Below are 16,004 nucleotides of genomic sequence, written 5' to 3' on the forward strand. Positions count from 1 at the left end.
GGCTTCCTAAGGAAGTTTGGCAAATTACCTCGAAAAATAAGCCAATAATCCTTTTTTGATACGTTTAATCAGGCTAGGTCCCTCATAAATCATGCCTGAGTACACTTGAACTAAGCTGGCTCCGGCCTGTAATTTTTCAATTGCATCTTCTGCGGAATAAATTCCTCCAACTCCAATGATAGGAAATGCGCCTATGGATTTCTGATTAAGGTATCTGATTACTTCAGTGCTTCTGTTTTTCAAAACTTTTCCACTGACTCCGCCTGCACCAATTGCTTCTACCTGATTCTTATCGGTCTTCAAAGCACTGCGATCAATGGTGGTATTGGTTGCGATGACTCCGTCTATTTCCGTTTCCAGCACAATTTCTATGATGTCGTCCAATTGTCCATCTGTCAAATCCGGAGCAATTTTGAGGAGGATAGGTTTGGGTTTTTCTTTCGAATCATTCGCGGCTTTAACAGCTGAGAGCAAGGCTTTCAGAGGCTCCTTTTCCTGTAAATCCCGAAGGTTGGGGGTGTTGGGTGAGCTGACATTGACCACAAAATAATCCACATAGGGATGTAATGCATCGAGGCAATACAAGTAATCGTCCACTGCGTTTTCATTCGGGGTTACCTTGTTTTTGCCAATATTCCCACCGACGATGACATCGGATTTTCTTTTTTTCAATCGCTCCACAGCTTCCAGTACCCCACCGTTGTTAAAGCCCATTCTGTTGATGAGCGCTTCATCCTGAGGAAGCCGAAACAATCGAGGTTGAGGATTTCCTTCCTGAGGCTTTGGGGTCAATGTTCCAATCTCAATAAACCCAAAACCCAACATGGCCATTTCATCAATCAGTTTGGCATCTTTATCGAATCCAGCTGCCAATCCCACAGGATTTTTGAATTTCAAGCCAAAAACCTCCCTTTCCAACAAAGGATCATCCAATCTGAAATTGGCTTTCAAAGCAGACTTTACAATCGGAAGGTTGAAAGTCAGTTTGGTGAGGTCGAATGTGAGATGATGGGCAGCTTCCGGTTTCTTCAGGAAGAGCAGAGGCTTTAGCAGAGATTTGTACACGGAGCAGAATTTTGAACTATTGCAAAGGTAATATTCCCATTTAGAAAATGGGGAAGCTAATCAGGAATTCAGCAGGAGTGAGGAGTTGGATTTATTGAACAATTTCAAATTTTTCCCCTGCTTCTTTTCGGGTATAGGCATTGAAGTGCCACCATTCAGAACCAATTCCCTTAAATCCTGCGGCAAACATCACCTTTCGCAATACCTCCCGATTGGCCACTTGCTGCGGAGTGATTTTTCTTTCTGCCAGCATTTGTTTTTCCCGATCAGGATAGGCAGGATAGCCGAAGAAATCATAGCCTGTGCCCATATCCAGTGCCGAATCAGCCTTAGTATCATAAATGGTCAAGTCCACCGCAACTCCAAAATTATGCAGACTGCCAACTTTGGGATCTGCCACATAAAGCGGCTTAATACTATCCGGCTTATCCAAATTATCCCATAAAATCTGCTGAACCGATAGCGGTCTGACTCCATCATAAACCAAAAGCGTATAATCTGGATTTTCTGCTTGAAGGAGCTCTTGGGCCTTTTTCAATTGATCCGCTACCTCAGGCTGTAAGTAAGCTCTATCCAATTCTCCATAGACATCCTGCCCAAAAAAATTATCAGTAGTGGAATACTTTAATTCTACCCTGATCCCGGGGATATATTCCTGCAAGTCTACTAATCCTTGATCAATGAGCCTTTGTTCCAGTTCCGAAACGGGATACATGGTAAGGGCCGTGATTGCCTCAGCTTCTTGCCTTTGATTTTCAGAAAAGGTTTCCTGATCACTTTTGGGTGCTGAGCAAGCCGCCATGACCATCATTCCTATGTAAATAAGTTTTTTCAAAGCTTTTTATTGACCAGAGTGGAGGATGCCTGAGCTGTGGGTAATACTACAATATCCGCTAAAACAACATGAGATGGCCTGTTTACGCAGAACTCTACGATTTCGGCAATATCCTGAGCGACTAAGGGTTCAAATCCCTGGTAAACTTTCTCCGCTCGATCTTCATCTCCTTTGAATCTCACTACAGAAAACTCAGTTTCCACCAAGCCTGGGTGAATTCCTATTACTTTGATGCCAAAGGGATTTAAATCCAATCTCATTCCTTTTGTGATGGCGTCTACGGCATGTTTGGAACCGCAATACACATTTCCGTTGGGGTAGACTTCTTTTCCGGCAATAGATCCAATGTTGATGATTGTTCCGGATTTCCGCTCACACATGCCTGGAATTACCGCTTTGGATACATAGAGTAAACCTTTCACATTGATATCCATCATCGCATCCCAGTCATCCAGACTTCCTGATTGAATGGGGTCTAAGCCATGAGCATTTCCAGCGTTGTTAACTAGGATTTCTATATTTTTCCAGTTTTCCGGTAGATTCTCAATCAATCCAAATACAGCTTCTTTATCTCTTACATCAAAAACCAAAGGCAAAACTTCTATTCCCGAAGGAACTTCCTTTTTGAGTTCATCCAATCTAGCAGCTCTTCTACCCGTGGCAATAATATGATAGCCGTTTTTTGCCAAAATAAGAGCACAGGCTTTCCCAATTCCAGATGTGGCTCCTGTGATCATTGCTATTTTTCTTTCCATATTCCCAAGTTAGGAGAATTGGGAAAAAACAAAAATTCAAAGAGGATAATGGAAAGAATTTACTGGAAATTCAGATACAAAGTGATCGTTTTTCTTCGGACAGAACTGAGGGCATCCCGTATATCTGGATTGGTGTTTTCGGCCTGATACAGATTATTTAATCCATGGGAAAAGCGGATTTCAGGAGCAAATTTGAAAAACTTGAAATAAATCTCGAATCCCATTCCCATTTCAATAGCAAAGTCCTGTCCAGTCGTAACTAAGTCCTCCAAGTTTGCTTCCTCTTGAGACTTGGTTCTGAATTGATAGCTGCCGCCACCCAGAAAATACATTCTGGTATTATTGAATCTAACCGATTTGTATTTCAACAGCAGAGGCAATTCCACCAGGGTAGCTTCCGAAGTATAAGTCTGTATGTCAAAAGTGGAATTGACAGGTTCATCTGGCGAAGGTGTGGTATTTCCCGGAAAATTATCCGGAAAGAAATGTACTTCAGTCTTAAACTCGTAAAATCCTACTTTGGGGGTGAATAGTAATTGTACCTGATCATGAAAGCGCAGCATTCCGATGAATCCTAGAGAAAAACCTGGATTAAATCTTGGGAAGATGGCTCTTACATCCCCCGCAGCTGGATTTAATGCATTCACAAAGGCATCGCTATACTCCAGTCGGTAGATACTGTTGTGACCTGCCAGAAAAAATCCGTAGGAAACCAGCTTATCATCCGAACCAGAAGTACTGGTCATTCCAAACAGTCCTTGGGCAGACAGTTTTTCAGAAGAAAATAGAACAGCAAGAAAGAGCAGGAAAATTACTTTTCCCCTACATAAATCGAGCTTATTCCAAAAGTGAGTGGTTTGCATAAAGTGCTGTGAAATCCAACTTTTTTCAATACCGCCAGGAAATCCTGTCCATCCGGAAATGCCTGTACTGATTCAGGAAGATAAGTATAAGCAGAATTGTCCTTGGATACAATCTTTCCTATTTGAGGAAGGACAGTATTGGAATAAAAGGAATATGCCTGCTTCATAGGAAATGCTCTCGGCTTGCTAAATTCCAAAATCACTGTTTTCCCTCCGGGCTTCAATACCCGATACATATCTGCTAGACCCTTTTCCAGATTTTCGAAGTTTCTTACTCCAAATGAAACGATGACAGCATCAAACTTATTATCCTCAAAGAGTAAACCTTCAGAATCCCCCAGCTGCATTTCGATTTTATCATCGAAGCCACGTTTCTTCATTTTCTTTCTTCCTTCTGAAAGCATGCCCTCAGAAATATCCACTCCGATGATTTTATCCGGATTCAAAGCCAATGCTTCTATCGCAAAATCTCCGGTACCTGTAGCAATGTCCAAAATCAGTTTAGGCTGATCTTTTTTGAGCATTTTGATTGCTTTCTTTCTCCAGATAATATCAATTCCAAGACTGAGCACATGATTGAGCAAGTCATATTTTGGACTGATATTATTGAACATTTCAGCCACCTGGGCTTTTTTCGGGTCTTCTTTATCTTTGTAAGGGACGACAGACATCACAAAATCTTTCTAATGGGACACAATATTACTCAAGAAACCCGAGGAATTGAAAATTGTTGAGTTTGAATGGAATTCATTTGCTAAATAATAAAGCCTTATTTTTGCAGTCAATACTAGAGTCATGATCCAAAAAGCAGAATTTATAGTTTCCAATAATAATCCTTCCAATTGTCCAAAGCCTGATCGGGCTGAAGTAGCTTTTATCGGAAGATCCAATGTGGGTAAAAGCTCCCTGATCAATATGTTGACCGGAAAAAAGGGACTGGCTAAAACCTCCCAAAAGCCTGGAAAAACACAGCTAATCAATCATTTCAAAATTGATGATCGTTGGTATATGGTGGATTTGCCAGGCTATGGATTTGCCAAAGTAAATGTAAAGGTGAAAGAAGGTTGGGAAAACATGATCACAACCTACCTCACTAAAAGAGAAAATCTATGTGGGGTTTTTGTTTTGATCGATAGTAGGCTAGAACCTCAAAAAATCGATTTGGACTTTTTGTTATGGTGTGGAACCAATGGAGTTCCTGCAGCGATCGTTTTTACCAAAGCAGACAAGCAGTCAAAAAACAAGACCCATCAAAATATTCAGAAATTCCTGAAAAAAATGAGAGAGATTTTTGAGGAAATTCCGGATTATCTGATTACCAGTGCCGAAACCGGGCAGGGGAGAGAAGATTTGGAGGAATTTATCTTAGATCTGGTGAAAGAATACGAAAGCCGTGAGGTCATTTAGACCCAAGTTCTATATTTGCAAGCTGAAAAATATAACCTATGAATTTTAAAGATATAGCCACCGTATCCGGTAAACCGGGATTGTACAAAGTGTTGAAGCCTTCCAGATCAGGAGTGATCTTGGAAAGTATGGATGAGAAAAAAGGAAAAATGGTAGCGGGAATGGCTCAGAGAGTCTCAATTCTTAGCGATATTTCAATTTACACCCTTACGGAAGAGGGGGCAGAGCCTTTGGAGTCCGTGATGAAAAAAATAGAAGCTGAATTTCAGGGAGATTTGGGTTTGGACGCCAATCCTGATGATGCTGAATTGAGAGCTTTTATGAAGCATATTTTACCTGATGTAGATGAGGCTAGGGTATATACTTCCGATATCAAGAAATTGATTTCTTGGTATAAAATTATCCGAACCAATGCTCCAGAGGTATTAGAAGACACTGAGGAGAAAAAAGAAGAAAAAGAATCCTAATAGATAGCCTCGCATTTGCGGGGCTTTTTTGATGTGTATATGGACCAAATTATCAATTCTGAAAGCTTTGAATTAATTCGGAAGGAGTTGAATCTATCTGATCAGGTAGTTTCCTTGAGTGAGGAAGAATATCTTAAAATCATCAGTAAGGCGATTCATGAAATGCTGAACAGAGATTTTGAGCGGCTTTTACAGGTTTGTTACAGAATAGATTTAGGAGAGGAAAAGCTAAAAAAAATCTTAAACGAATCCGACCCGGATCACCTAGCTTTAGATTTAGCCCATGCCCTTTGGACCCGACAAAAACAGAAAGTAGAAATCCGGAGGAGGTATTCTTGAATATTCCTGCCTTTGGTGATATACGTTGCAATTCCCCCTTTGGAACCGTGCACTATTTTTGAGACTAGAGTAGAAATAAAGGGGGCTAGGGGGATTTATCATTAAATTATATTTATTAATTTAGTTTAAATCGATTTTAGACCTTTTTATGCGATTCATTCCCTATTCCAAATCATTGAAGGAATATTCACGAGAATTGAGATCACACTCAACTTTATCTGAAGTTCTATTGTGGAGGCAACTGCGTGCCTCACAGTTTAGAGGTTATGGTTTTAATAGACAAAAGCCATTATCGAAATTCATAGTCGACTTCTATTGCAAAAAACTTAATTTAGTCATAGAAATAGATGGAGAATCTCATTTTGATGAGGGCTCTGTGATTTCTGATAAACAGCGGCAAGAGGTGCTTGAAAGTTTCGGACTTAATTTTTTAAGATTTTTGGACATAGAAATTAAGAGGTCTATGCCATCAGTATTGGAGGAAATAAACGCCTATATAGATGACTGGGAGGATAAAAATGGATGGGAACGAACGAGTTTTTGAGACGTTTTTAAGCTATTAAAATCCCCCTTGCCCCCTTTGTAAGGGGGAATTGGCATTAGGTGAAATTGACAGTCTCAGATCTAAAGATTATTAATTAGTCAGGGAAATAATAGAATCTCATTTACCCTTTTTGAAATGGGTATTTACTTATCGTTCGAAGTAAAAGCTATTTTTCCTTCAACAAACACCTTTTCCTTTCACGAAAAAGCCTCTACTCCTTGATCTCGATAACCTTAAACTCGGTACGTCTATTCACCTGATGTTCTTCTTCGGTTTGAGCATTCGGGATGATGAGCTGAGTTTCTCCGTATCCTTTTGCAACCAACCTATCTCTGGAAATACCCTGAGAAACGATGTAATCCACCGCTGACTGGGCTCTTCTTTGAGAAAGGTTCAAGTTGTAAGCATCCGAAGCTCTATCATCGGTATGGGAACTCAACTCTATCCTGATGCTAGGATTATCTTTCAGAATCTGCACTAACTTATCCAATTCTTTTGCAGCATCTGCCCGAATCTCTGCTTTATCCAGGTCATAATAGATATTTTCCAAGATGATGGATTTATCCAAAATCAGTTGATCCAAGACCAAAGTGGTATCCAAGCTTACGTTGGTGACATCCTGCACCAAGGTGGAAGGATCTGGCGTTTTTCCTTTGGTCGTGTATGGGATGGATTTGGAGAAGTACCCATTTTTCGAAGCGATGATGGTATAATCTGCTTCTGGGGTCAAGGTGAATCTAACTCTTCCATTGGTATTGGAGAAATCACCACCTAGTTGTTTGTTGTTGCCATCATATAAAACCACCCTTGCTTGAGGCAAGACCTGATTAGCCTGTCCGGCTACTCTTTCCTGAGTAGTTACATTCAATAGAACGTTGACAATTTTTGGCTTAGGCGTTTTGTCGACAAAATAATAAATATCATCATCTCCGATTCCCCCTTCACGGTTGGAAGATAGGAAGCCCTCTTTTGGATAATTCGTGAAAAAGATTCCAAAATCATCCGCTGGACTGTTGATGTTTTCTCCCAAATTCTTGATGATTTGCTTTCCGTTATCGTCGTTTTCAGCTACAAAAAGATCCAATTTTCCATAGCAGGGATGGCCATCTGAAGCAAAGAAAAACTTACCATCAGGAGCCATTCTCGGGAAAAGCTCATTTCCGGGGGTATTGATATTCGGTCCTAGATTGACTGCATTGCCAAAGTCTCCATTGGCTAATTTGGTTGCCTTGTATAAATCAATGCCACCAAAACCTCCGGGGCGATTAGATGCAAAATAAAGGGTATTGCCATCCGGACTGAAAGCTGGAGTTGAATTCCACCAAAACTCATCTTCATTGACAGGCATCCAAATGGGCTGTGTAAAACCTCCTCCTCTAAAATAAGAAACAAACAAGGCAGTTTCAGGCAAGTCTTTGGGAGAAGTGGAGTTTCCCCTAGCATATATAATGGTATTTCCATCCGGACTGATCGCGATGGCAGCTTGATTCAAACCCTCTTCATTTGGAAACTCAGGGAGTGTTCGTATACCGCTGACATCCACTCTCAAATCTTCGGCTCTGGTTCGGAATAACTTGGTGTAAGGCATGCCTGTGGCTGGATAAATACCCGAAGCTTGGCGCGCGCTGGTAAAGTATAAAAAGTTTTCACTGACAATAGGTGCATAATCCGGTCCCGGAGTATTCAGTTCTCTGTAATTGACCAATTCATGGTATGGCCAATAATTTGCAATCCCTTCTGCTAATTTGATCGCTTCCAATTCTCGCTGAACCCTAGCCAAAAGAGCCTCATCTTGTGTGTAGGCCTTGGCGTTTTCAAAAGCATCTTTGGCTTCCTCTGTTTTCTGTTGTGCTTTGAGACTTTGCCCCAAGAAAAAATAGCGATTAAAAGAAGGATCTTCTTCTACTAGTTTTTGGTAATAAGGAGCAGAATTTTCAATTCGGTTAGAAAGACGATAGCTTTCGGCAACTATCTCATTGGCCTCTAAATTATCCGGATCTTCTTCCAAAATCTGAGAAAAAGTTCCGATTGCATATTGATATTGGCCAGAAAGATATTGCTCTGTTCCTTTCTCCTGAAGGCTTTTACAGGCCCCCAGAAGGGTCAAAACTAGAAGGAAGGTGCCAAAAAATCGTTGTTTCATGGGTCTTGCTTTGCTGCTCTATGCTGAATATTACTAATTAATTTGGAAAATATTTGTTTAACCAACTTTTCCCTGCAGAAATCCAGATATTTTCCAGGTCTTTCTTTGATTGGAGAATTGGGTTGATCACCTGTGTATCCCTGGTAATTGCCCCCTCCAATACTTTATTTTTTATACTTAGCGCATGAGCAACCTCTATGGCTCCATCTTCTGACTTGAAGCTGACTTTTCCGCTATTTGTCAAATCCACCCGTAATTGTTGTTCCAGCTCTCTTAAAGTTCTCACCGAACTGTCGATGGAACATCCTGAAGCACCAGCAGCGGATTCATCCACTGCCAAGACCAGAATTTGATCATCCAGAATTTCATAAGATGTGGGGAGCGGATTCCCGTGCGCATTCCAACTTTCGCAAAAATGGCTTAGACGGGATTGAATCAACTTTATTTCTTCCGAAGAAAATTTTCTTTCTGACTGATAAAGCCATACTCTGCTATTCTCCGGTAGGGTATCAAATGGCACGTACATGTTTCGAAATTTTAGGTAAAGAAAAACCCTTTCTACCTAACGGCAAAAAGGGTCAAATTGATTCAATCAATCAATCAAATTCCCATGTCCTTGGCAATCATCTCAGCCAAGTCATAGACTTTGACTTCATTTTCTTTCTCTTTGTTTTTGACTCCATCAGTCATCATGGTTAGACAAAACGGGCATCCTACTGCGATGGCATTGGCACCGGTAGCCAAAGCTTCTTCAGTGCGTTCGATATTGATATCTTTTTTGCCGGGCTCTGGTTCCTTGAACATCTGAGCTCCACCTGCACCACAGCATAGACCTTTGGTACGGCATCGCTTCATCTCCACCAATTCCACATCAAGCGCCTTGATGACTTCTCTTGGAGCTTCGTATACATTATTGGCTCTACCCAAATAGCAGGAGTCGTGAAAGGTGATTTTTTTGCCTTTGAATTCTCCCCCTCCCTGAAGGACTACTTTCCCCTCATTGATCAGTTGCTGCAGGAATTGAGAATGGTGGATTACCTCATAGTTTCCGCCCAAAGCCGGATATTCGTTTTTGATGGTGTTAAAGCAATGCGGGCATGCTGTGACCACCTTTTTCACCTCATAGCCATTCATTACCTGAATATTGGCTACGGCCTGCATTTGAAATAAAAACTCATTTCCTGCTCTACGTGCCGGGTCTCCGGTACAGGCTTCTTCCGGGCCTAATACCGCGAAAGAAACACCTACTTTATTTAATATTTTGACGAAAGCCTGAGTCACTGCCTTGTAGCGATCATCAAATGATCCAGCGCAGCCTACCCAAAAAAGTATTTCTGGACTTTCTCCTTTGCCGACCATTTCGGCCATGGTTGGTACTTGATATGTAGACATTTTTAAGACTTTTAGATTTTAGAGTAAAGAAGCAAGATCTGAATTATTTGACTTGTTCTTCTTTGACTGAATCAGCCCAGTTGAATCTATCCTGAGGGCTGAATTTCCAAGGTGAAAAGCTGGTTTCCATATTTTGAAACATCGCGTTCCATTGGGCAGGTGTGCCTGATTCTTCCATGGCCACATACCTTCTCATCTGGAGAATAATGGATAGCGGGTCTATATTGACAGGACAGGCTTCCACGCAGGCATTGCAGGAGGTACAGGCATTGAGCTCTTCTTTGGTGATATAATCCCCCAGCAAGGATTTTCCATCCTCGAGACCTGGTCCGCCGGCGTCTATGCTTTTACCTACTTCTTCTGCTCGATCACGCACATCCATCATGATTTTTCTCGGGGATAGTTTTTTGCCAGTGAGGTTGGCAGGACACTCTGCTGTACACCGACCGCACTCCGTACAGGAATAGGCATTCAATACATTCACCCAAGTCAAGTCATTGACATCTTTGGCTCCAAATCTCCCAATTTCGGCAGGAGGATCTGCTGGTGTTTCCGAAGGGATTCCCAACATCATATTAACTTCATTGGTCACCTCTGGCATATTGGGCATCTCTCCTTTTGGCTTCAAATTCGAATACCAAGTATTTGGGAATGCAAGGAAAATGTGGAGGTGCTTGGAATAGGTGACATAAATGGCGAATGCAAGAATTCCAGCAATGTGGAACCACCAGGCGAAGCGCTCTATCACAACCAAGCTACCAGTGGACATGCCTTCAAAAATTGGCTGGATCAAACTGCTGAAAAACAGGGTGCCCAAAATGGTATAATGCTCATCTCCACGATTGGCCAGAATCTGATCGGTAGCATTCATGGTGAGAATGGCACACATCAGGACAATTTCAATAACCAAAATCAAATTAGCGTCCAAGCTCGGCCAACCCTTCATTTCGGGCTTGCTGAAGCGGGGTACTTTGCTGACATTTCTTCTCCAGAGAAAAGCCACGCAAGAGATCAAGACTGCAACGGCGAGGAATTCAAAGATATTCATAGCAACTGTATAGACAGAGCCTAATGCCGGTGCAAAGAGTCTGTGAGTTCCAAGGATTCCGTCCAGAACAAATTCCAGTACTTCCAAATTGATGACAATGAATCCCACATAAATTAATAGGTGGAGAAAAGCGGGAATTAGACGTTTGAACATTTTCTGTTGTCCAAAAGCTACCAAAAGCATGGTCTTCCAGCGAGTGTCGGTTTGATCATTTCGGGTTTCGGCCTTCCCCAAAAGGATGTTTCTTTTCAGAAATTTGATCCTTTTGGCTAAAATGAAGCCTGCTACTCCTAAAATGACCAAAAAAGCGATTTGAGGTAAAAAGCTCATATTGATGAGATTAGCGTTTTGTTTGGGTTTACTTGAATAATTTTTTTTTCAAATGATTTGTATCGAAAAGTCAAATACCTACCTTTGCATCACTTTACAAAACGGTGATGTAGCTCAGTTGGTAGAGCATCGGACTGAAAATCCGTGAGTCGGTGGTTCGAATCCACTCATCACCACCATCCCGGCCCATGTGGTCGGGATTTTTTTTTGCCCTTTTGGATCTTATTCCGCTCTCTTTTTTTGACAATTTCATTAATGCAAAGTAAGAAATAGTCTGCATGCATACTATTTTTTGAAATAATTTAAAATAAATCTAAAATCTTTTCGGCGCTTTACCATACCCTAACGAACTGAAAAGGAAACTGTTAATAATGATTCGGGTTTCCTGTTTTTTCGGATTGTTTCCAAATTTTTTTCAAAAAAGTGTAACATTCGGAATCCATCTGCATCATCTACCTGAATGAATTCATTTTTTGAAGGACATATCTGGCCTATGAAAAGCGCGTTATACCGCTTGGTTTTCCTTTGGGTAAAGGATAAATCCTTGGCAGAGGACCTTCTTCAAAATGTTTTCGAGCGTTCTTTTCTAAGGCAAAACGAATTGGCAAATCATCCCAATCTAAATGGCTGGCTGGTGAAGAGCTTGAAAAATGAGGCTTTGATGCATTTCAGAAAATCAGCTAAGCTTCATGCTTTAGAAGATGAGGCGGAATTGATTTTCCAAGAAAGTGAAGGGGAGGAAATAGACCAACGAGTTCCGAAGATTTTCTCCCTGATGAAAAATCTGACGACCAAGCAGCAGGAAGTTTTCCAGCTGAGAGAAGTGGAAGGTTTGAGCTATGATGAAATCGCCGAATATCTGGAAATTTCCATAGAACAAGTCAAAGTGAACTTACATCGAGCTAGGAAGAGTATTCGGGAACAATTAACCAAACAGGCATCAATCAAATGAACGAGCGAATCAAAGAGCTTCTGGATAAATACTGGGAAGCTTCGAGCAGTGTGGAAGAAGAAGCAGAACTCAAATTCCTATTGAGTAGAGTGGAAGGTTTTGAGTCCGAAAAGCAGCTGTTTGGGCTTTTGGATGAAATGAAGCAAGAGGAGCCTGTCCGGGTGAAAATTCCAAAAAGGGTTAAGGGGAGAAGCCTGGCCTGGTTGAATTGGGCGGCATCGGTCGCAATTCTACTGGGATCTTATGTAGGCTGGAGAGCTTACGAAAGACAGCAGGAGGAGCAGGCTTATCGGGAAGTGGTGGCAGCACTCACATTAATTCAGCAGAATTTATCCAAGGGTCAGGAGAAAATGTCAAAAATGAATGATTTAAAGTATTTGTCCGCGCCGGAAGATTTATTTAAAACAGAAGAATAATAAGTTATGAAAAAGCAACTACTCATTCCTTTTCTTCTCATGTGCTTTGTATTTAAGGTGCAGGCTCAGGAAGATGCGATTCAGCGGTTTTTTGCCAAATATATGGATGATGATCGGTTCAGCCGTGTTTATATATCTCCTAAAATGATGCAGATGGCCGGAGGGTTTTTGAAAAGCAATGCAGATGAAAAAGACTCCAAGGAGCTTGGCATACTGCTTCAAAAAATCAAGGGTATCAGAATTCTTTCTTCGGATGAAGTAGATGGAAAATCTTACTACAAGGAGGCGATGGGCACATTGACCAGGAATAAGTATGAAGAGTTAATGGATGTACAGGAAAAGGGTTCCAGCCTAAAATTTATGATTCGGGAAGAAGGAGGTTTGATCCGGGAGCTCTTGATGATTTCAGGAGAGGGGAAGGAATTTTCTATGATTTCCTTGCTGGGAAGTTTTACTTATGAAGATCTGAATATGTTGGCTGATCAAACCAATCTCCCCGGCATGGATCAGTACGGAAAAGGCCCGAAAGGAAAAAAGTAATAAGGATTAACCGCAATTTTCAGCAGACTTAAATAGAAGAAGGAATTGGTGGGTATTCTTAAGGAATTCCCCTTTTAAAAGGAGGGTAGGGGGATTTTGAAATACAATTATTCCTTAATCTTTCTGCCTGGCTGCAATTTTCTAAATGACTTTAATAAATCAATAAACTAAACCTACATAAAATGAAAAAGCTGTTTTTAGTAATTGCCTTGGCGGGATTTGCCTTGGCTGCAAATGCTCAAAGTAAAAGTGTCGCAGCATTGAAAGAAAAATACAAGGGACATGAGGATTTCTTCAACATGGAGTTGGGTGGAAACTTCCTGAATTTTGCGGAGGGTTTCAAAATTGATATTGACGAAGATGATATGGCTACTGTAGCCAAATCCATTGAGAAGCTGAATTTTTTCAAGCTACCTGAGCAATCGGATCGGAGTGGAGTTGAATTCAAAGCGCTCAAAAAAGGATTAGAGAAAGAACGCTATGAATTATTGATGGAGATGGCTGATAAAGGTGAAATCGTGGTGTATTCCAAAGGAGGAAAAACCATTTCCGATTTGGTAGTGATGGTCGGGGGAGATGAAGGCGATTTGATGGTTGTCGAACTTAAAGGTTCCTTTGCCCAAGAACTGGTGGCCGAGGCGATGAAGCAGGGGAGGAAATAATTAAATTTATTTGAAGGAAAGGGGCTATTGACTGGAAGTAGATGTTTTGGGTTAATTTTTCTCCTTTTCCTAAATTTTCGAATAATTGACACAGTTCACGAGATATTCATACTCTGCTTTCGAAAAGCCAATAAATATGGGACAGTGGAGTTCAATCTAAAAAGCAAGAGTAAATCCTTGCTTTTTTTATCTTAATGAGTCAGTCTGGCCAGAATAAATTTATCAAATCCTAAAAACCCCAGCTTAAGTTGAAGTATCAGCCGGGAGGTATCCAATTGAATTAGAATCCAGTTTCTTAAATGAATTGGATAGTTATAAGATGTTAATTCTAATTGTATCTCAAGAATTAAGTTCAAATTAATTGTTTAATTTTTTAAATTGGGAAATCAAGATTTAACATGGTTTTAGAGAATGAGATGCTAATTCTCTTCTTTTTTTAATTCCTTGAGTCTAATTTCTATGAGGTCTTTTTATTTGCTTTTTTTTTCTTCATTTCTTCTTTTCTCCTGTAACTCTGATGGTAAATCCTCCAAAAAAGTTGAGGAATTAAAATCATTTGAAATTCCCGAATTAGTTAAGCTGGATAGTATTAAAGTTGATTTTTTAGGAAATCCCAATGTTCACGATATTCAACCTGAATCTAAGACCATACTTTTTGTTCATAATTATTCCATGTTTTCAGAAGACATCCATTTGGCCGATTTTGAAGGTTTGGTTTTTTCCTCATTTTCTAAAACAGGGGATTACCCCGACACTTATTCTTCCTTATTATCTACTTTGAGGATTGTCGATGACAATTCATTTTTGGCCAATGGTTATAATGGTTTCATGACCTACAATTTTGATGGAAGGCTGATTTCACAAGTGAACCATATTGATTTTCAAGTTCCAAATTATTCACCTTTGTTGATGGGGCATGGGATGGAAAAAATGGGAGAAAAATATGTATATATCAATCAGGATTCCCCCGAGAATAATGATTATTCAAATAAGAACAGGTATGATGAAATGTATCTTTTGGACTTGTTAGATCCTGCAACAGGGGAAAGAGAGGGGATTATTAAATTTCCAAAAAGCAGTATTTTTAAAAGTGGAAAGTACTTTTACCGAAATGCATGGGATCCGGTTTTTCACATAGAAAATAAAAAAATTCATGTAGCATTTGGTTTGGAACCGGTGATTTATACGTTTGATGCTTCTCCTCCCTTCGAATTAGATTCTGCTCTGCCCATAGATTTAAAGGATTACAACTATTTCAAAGGTGCTGATGAATATTCTGAAGAAATTTCATTTTTTGGACTTCGATTTACCTCCGCGATGATTTTAAACATTAAAAAATATCAAGACTTCTTCCTAGTAGCATATTTTCCGGGGTACGACCAACTTGATACACAAACCAATTTTGAAAACAAATCTCCTGAGGAATCAAAGTTATTTTACGAAAGGATGAAAAAGAAGTATCCACATCGAATAGCTATTGTAGATTCCATTGGAAATGTAATCAATGATTTTGTTCCTGACAACCTAGAACCTAGCAGCATGCTATTGCGAGATGGGCAACTATGGATGATGGAAAAGACTGATGAGGAAGTTGAAAAGGATTATTTCAGGTTGTTTCGAGTAGGGTTAAAAGTGGAAGAAAATTAGCTGATCCATATCTAAGACCTTCTTCTTCTTTCAATTAAGATTAAGAATTCATTAATAAGTTAATTTGAGCACTTCTTTCCCCCACTACAAACAACCAGACTCCAAAGACTGTGGTCCTACTTGCTTGCGGATAATCGCAAAGCATTATGGGAACCTTATTTCCTTAAAAGAAATCCGTGAAATATCGGAGACGACTCGGGAAGGAAGCAGCTTATTGAAGCTCAGTGATGCGGCGGAGGCAATGGGGTTTAAGACCATAGGTGCCAAGTTAAGTTTCGAAAAGCTTAAACAAGCCCCTCTGCCTTTGATTGTCCATTGGGATAAGCAGCACTTTGTCGTAGTGTATCGAATCAGAAAAGATATCGAGGAAATTTTCCTCAACTCTTTCATTAAAAAAAATTGAAACATTTAGACTATTTATCTAAACTGCCCCACCCATGAGAGCTCTCTATTTTATCTTTTTCTATTTTGCCTTTGGAAACATTACTGCTCAAACAGTCAGTGGTTTTGTTCTTGAAAAGGATTCAGGTCTTCCCCTTCCCTTTGCCAATGTTTTTGTAAACAACACCACTCAGGGAATTGCTACCGACGCGGAAGGC

Annotated in this window: 19 protein-coding genes and 1 tRNA gene; 11 read left to right on the forward strand and 9 right to left on the reverse strand. The window is 40.3% G+C overall.

Features of this window, described 5'->3' with window-relative positions:
* Positions 1 to 24 precede the first annotated feature (24 nt).
* From FL972_RS08210 to ubiE, 5 genes are all read right to left on the reverse strand, one after another.
* Positions 25 to 1,065 (reverse strand): quinone-dependent dihydroorotate dehydrogenase, encoded by a 1,041-nt coding sequence (locus FL972_RS08210; protein ID WP_144604668.1) that lies wholly within the window; start codon positions 1,063 to 1,065, stop codon positions 25 to 27.
* Between the two features lie 91 nt (positions 1,066 to 1,156).
* Positions 1,157 to 1,900, reverse strand: coding sequence for a M15 family metallopeptidase (locus tag FL972_RS08215; RefSeq protein WP_394344572.1), 744 nt, complete (start codon positions 1,898 to 1,900; stop codon positions 1,157 to 1,159).
* Positions 1,897 to 2,655 (reverse strand): SDR family NAD(P)-dependent oxidoreductase, encoded by a 759-nt coding sequence (locus FL972_RS08220; RefSeq protein WP_144604670.1) that lies wholly within the window; start codon positions 2,653 to 2,655, stop codon positions 1,897 to 1,899. Before FL972_RS08220 ends, FL972_RS08215 begins: the two co-directional genes overlap by 4 nt.
* A gap of 59 nt (positions 2,656 to 2,714) precedes the next feature.
* Positions 2,715 to 3,518 (reverse strand): type IX secretion/gliding motility protein PorT/SprT, encoded by an 804-nt coding sequence (gene porT, locus FL972_RS08225; RefSeq protein ID WP_144604672.1) that lies wholly within the window; start codon positions 3,516 to 3,518, stop codon positions 2,715 to 2,717.
* Complete coding sequence (ubiE, locus tag FL972_RS08230; protein WP_144604674.1) at positions 3,467 to 4,189, reverse strand: bifunctional demethylmenaquinone methyltransferase/2-methoxy-6-polyprenyl-1,4-benzoquinol methylase UbiE; 723 nt, start codon at positions 4,187 to 4,189, stop codon at positions 3,467 to 3,469. Before ubiE ends, porT begins: the two co-directional genes overlap by 52 nt.
* Before the next feature lie 124 nt (positions 4,190 to 4,313).
* Between ubiE and yihA the strand changes: the two genes are divergently transcribed.
* From yihA to FL972_RS08250, 4 genes are all read left to right on the forward strand, one after another.
* Positions 4,314 to 4,925, forward strand: coding sequence for a ribosome biogenesis GTP-binding protein YihA/YsxC (gene yihA / locus FL972_RS08235; RefSeq protein WP_144604676.1), 612 nt, complete (start codon positions 4,314 to 4,316; stop codon positions 4,923 to 4,925).
* Between the two features lie 38 nt (positions 4,926 to 4,963).
* The gene (locus FL972_RS08240; RefSeq protein ID WP_144604678.1) at positions 4,964 to 5,392 is read left to right on the forward strand and encodes a DUF5606 family protein; all 429 of its coding nucleotides are present in this window, start codon (positions 4,964 to 4,966) and stop codon (positions 5,390 to 5,392) included.
* A gap of 39 nt (positions 5,393 to 5,431) precedes the next feature.
* Positions 5,432 to 5,731: a precorrin-8X methylmutase gene (locus FL972_RS08245; protein WP_144604680.1), complete on the forward strand. Its 300-nt coding sequence runs from the start codon at positions 5,432 to 5,434 to the stop codon at positions 5,729 to 5,731.
* A 175-nt stretch (positions 5,732 to 5,906) separates the two neighbouring features.
* A complete protein-coding gene (locus FL972_RS08250; RefSeq protein ID WP_250161317.1) occupies positions 5,907 to 6,275 on the forward strand; it encodes an endonuclease domain-containing protein in 369 nt (122 codons plus the stop codon).
* Between the two features lie 211 nt (positions 6,276 to 6,486).
* Here FL972_RS08250 and FL972_RS08255 read toward each other — a convergent pair whose 3' ends face one another.
* The 4 genes from FL972_RS08255 to FL972_RS08270 form a co-directional block, all read right to left on the reverse strand.
* Positions 6,487 to 8,418, reverse strand: coding sequence for an OmpA family protein (locus FL972_RS08255; protein WP_144604684.1), 1,932 nt, complete (start codon positions 8,416 to 8,418; stop codon positions 6,487 to 6,489).
* A gap of 37 nt (positions 8,419 to 8,455) precedes the next feature.
* Entirely contained in the window at positions 8,456 to 8,944 is a 489-nt protein-coding gene (locus FL972_RS08260) for a hypothetical protein (RefSeq protein WP_144604686.1), read from the reverse strand.
* Between the two features lie 74 nt (positions 8,945 to 9,018).
* Positions 9,019 to 9,810 carry a (Fe-S)-binding protein gene (locus FL972_RS08265; RefSeq protein WP_091652411.1) on the reverse strand — a complete coding sequence of 264 codons (792 nt, stop codon included), beginning with the start codon at positions 9,808 to 9,810 and terminating at the stop codon, positions 9,019 to 9,021.
* 43 nt (positions 9,811 to 9,853) lie between these two features.
* On the reverse strand, positions 9,854 to 11,188 hold the full coding sequence (locus FL972_RS08270; protein ID WP_144604688.1) for a 4Fe-4S dicluster domain-containing protein: 1,335 nt from the start codon (positions 11,186 to 11,188) through the stop codon (positions 9,854 to 9,856).
* 103 nt (positions 11,189 to 11,291) lie between these two features.
* Here FL972_RS08270 and FL972_RS08275 point away from each other — a divergent pair.
* The 7 genes from FL972_RS08275 (at position 11,292) to FL972_RS08305 (ending at position 15,808) form a co-directional block, all read left to right on the forward strand.
* Positions 11,292 to 11,367 (forward strand) — tRNA-Phe (locus FL972_RS08275).
* 314 nt (positions 11,368 to 11,681) lie between these two features.
* Positions 11,682 to 12,140, forward strand: coding sequence for an RNA polymerase sigma factor (locus FL972_RS08280; protein WP_250161318.1), 459 nt, complete (start codon positions 11,682 to 11,684; stop codon positions 12,138 to 12,140).
* A complete protein-coding gene (locus FL972_RS08285; RefSeq protein WP_144604692.1) occupies positions 12,137 to 12,556 on the forward strand; it encodes a hypothetical protein in 420 nt (139 codons plus the stop codon). The genes FL972_RS08280 and FL972_RS08285 overlap by 4 nt, the downstream gene beginning before the upstream one ends.
* 6 nt (positions 12,557 to 12,562) lie before the next feature.
* Entirely contained in the window at positions 12,563 to 13,096 is a 534-nt protein-coding gene (locus FL972_RS08290; protein ID WP_144604694.1) for a DUF4252 domain-containing protein, read from the forward strand.
* A gap of 182 nt (positions 13,097 to 13,278) precedes the next feature.
* Positions 13,279 to 13,758, forward strand: coding sequence for a DUF4252 domain-containing protein (locus tag FL972_RS08295; protein ID WP_091652428.1), 480 nt, complete (start codon positions 13,279 to 13,281; stop codon positions 13,756 to 13,758).
* A gap of 459 nt (positions 13,759 to 14,217) precedes the next feature.
* On the forward strand, positions 14,218 to 15,405 hold the full coding sequence (locus FL972_RS08300; RefSeq protein WP_250161319.1) for a hypothetical protein: 1,188 nt from the start codon (positions 14,218 to 14,220) through the stop codon (positions 15,403 to 15,405).
* Positions 15,406 to 15,469: 64 nt separating this feature from the next.
* A complete protein-coding gene (locus FL972_RS08305; protein WP_144604696.1) occupies positions 15,470 to 15,808 on the forward strand; it encodes a cysteine peptidase family C39 domain-containing protein in 339 nt (112 codons plus the stop codon).
* Positions 15,809 to 16,004 lie beyond the last annotated feature (196 nt).

The organism is Algoriphagus algorifonticola (genome assembly GCF_007655305.1).
Classification (GTDB): Bacteria; Bacteroidota; Bacteroidia; order Cytophagales; family Cyclobacteriaceae; genus Algoriphagus; species Algoriphagus algorifonticola.

What these genes read in the sequence shown, in the direction of transcription:
- FL972_RS08260 (WP_144604686.1), bottom strand. Translation starts at nt 8,944, where the DNA reads ATGTACGTGCCATTTGATACCCTACCGGAGAATAGCAGAGTATGGCTT.
- yihA (WP_144604676.1), top strand. Translation starts at nt 4,314, where the DNA reads ATGATCCAAAAAGCAGAATTTATAGTTTCCAATAATAATCCTTCCAAT.
- FL972_RS08280 (WP_250161318.1), top strand. Translation starts at nt 11,682, where the DNA reads ATGAAAAGCGCGTTATACCGCTTGGTTTTCCTTTGGGTAAAGGATAAA.
- FL972_RS08270 (WP_144604688.1), bottom strand. Translation starts at nt 11,188, where the DNA reads ATGAGCTTTTTACCTCAAATCGCTTTTTTGGTCATTTTAGGAGTAGCA.
- FL972_RS08295 (WP_091652428.1), top strand. Translation starts at nt 13,279, where the DNA reads ATGAAAAAGCTGTTTTTAGTAATTGCCTTGGCGGGATTTGCCTTGGCT.
- FL972_RS08300 (WP_250161319.1), top strand. Translation starts at nt 14,218, where the DNA reads ATGAGGTCTTTTTATTTGCTTTTTTTTTCTTCATTTCTTCTTTTCTCC.
- FL972_RS08255 (WP_144604684.1), bottom strand. Translation starts at nt 8,418, where the DNA reads ATGAAACAACGATTTTTTGGCACCTTCCTTCTAGTTTTGACCCTTCTG.
- FL972_RS08290 (WP_144604694.1), top strand. Translation starts at nt 12,563, where the DNA reads ATGAAAAAGCAACTACTCATTCCTTTTCTTCTCATGTGCTTTGTATTT.
- porT (WP_144604672.1), bottom strand. Translation starts at nt 3,518, where the DNA reads ATGCAAACCACTCACTTTTGGAATAAGCTCGATTTATGTAGGGGAAAA.
- ubiE (WP_144604674.1), bottom strand. Translation starts at nt 4,189, where the DNA reads ATGTCTGTCGTCCCTTACAAAGATAAAGAAGACCCGAAAAAAGCCCAG.
- FL972_RS08220 (WP_144604670.1), bottom strand. Translation starts at nt 2,655, where the DNA reads ATGGAAAGAAAAATAGCAATGATCACAGGAGCCACATCTGGAATTGGG.
- FL972_RS08240 (WP_144604678.1), top strand. Translation starts at nt 4,964, where the DNA reads ATGAATTTTAAAGATATAGCCACCGTATCCGGTAAACCGGGATTGTAC.
- FL972_RS08285 (WP_144604692.1), top strand. Translation starts at nt 12,137, where the DNA reads ATGAACGAGCGAATCAAAGAGCTTCTGGATAAATACTGGGAAGCTTCG.
- FL972_RS08265 (WP_091652411.1), bottom strand. Translation starts at nt 9,810, where the DNA reads ATGTCTACATATCAAGTACCAACCATGGCCGAAATGGTCGGCAAAGGA.
- FL972_RS08245 (WP_144604680.1), top strand. Translation starts at nt 5,432, where the DNA reads ATGGACCAAATTATCAATTCTGAAAGCTTTGAATTAATTCGGAAGGAG.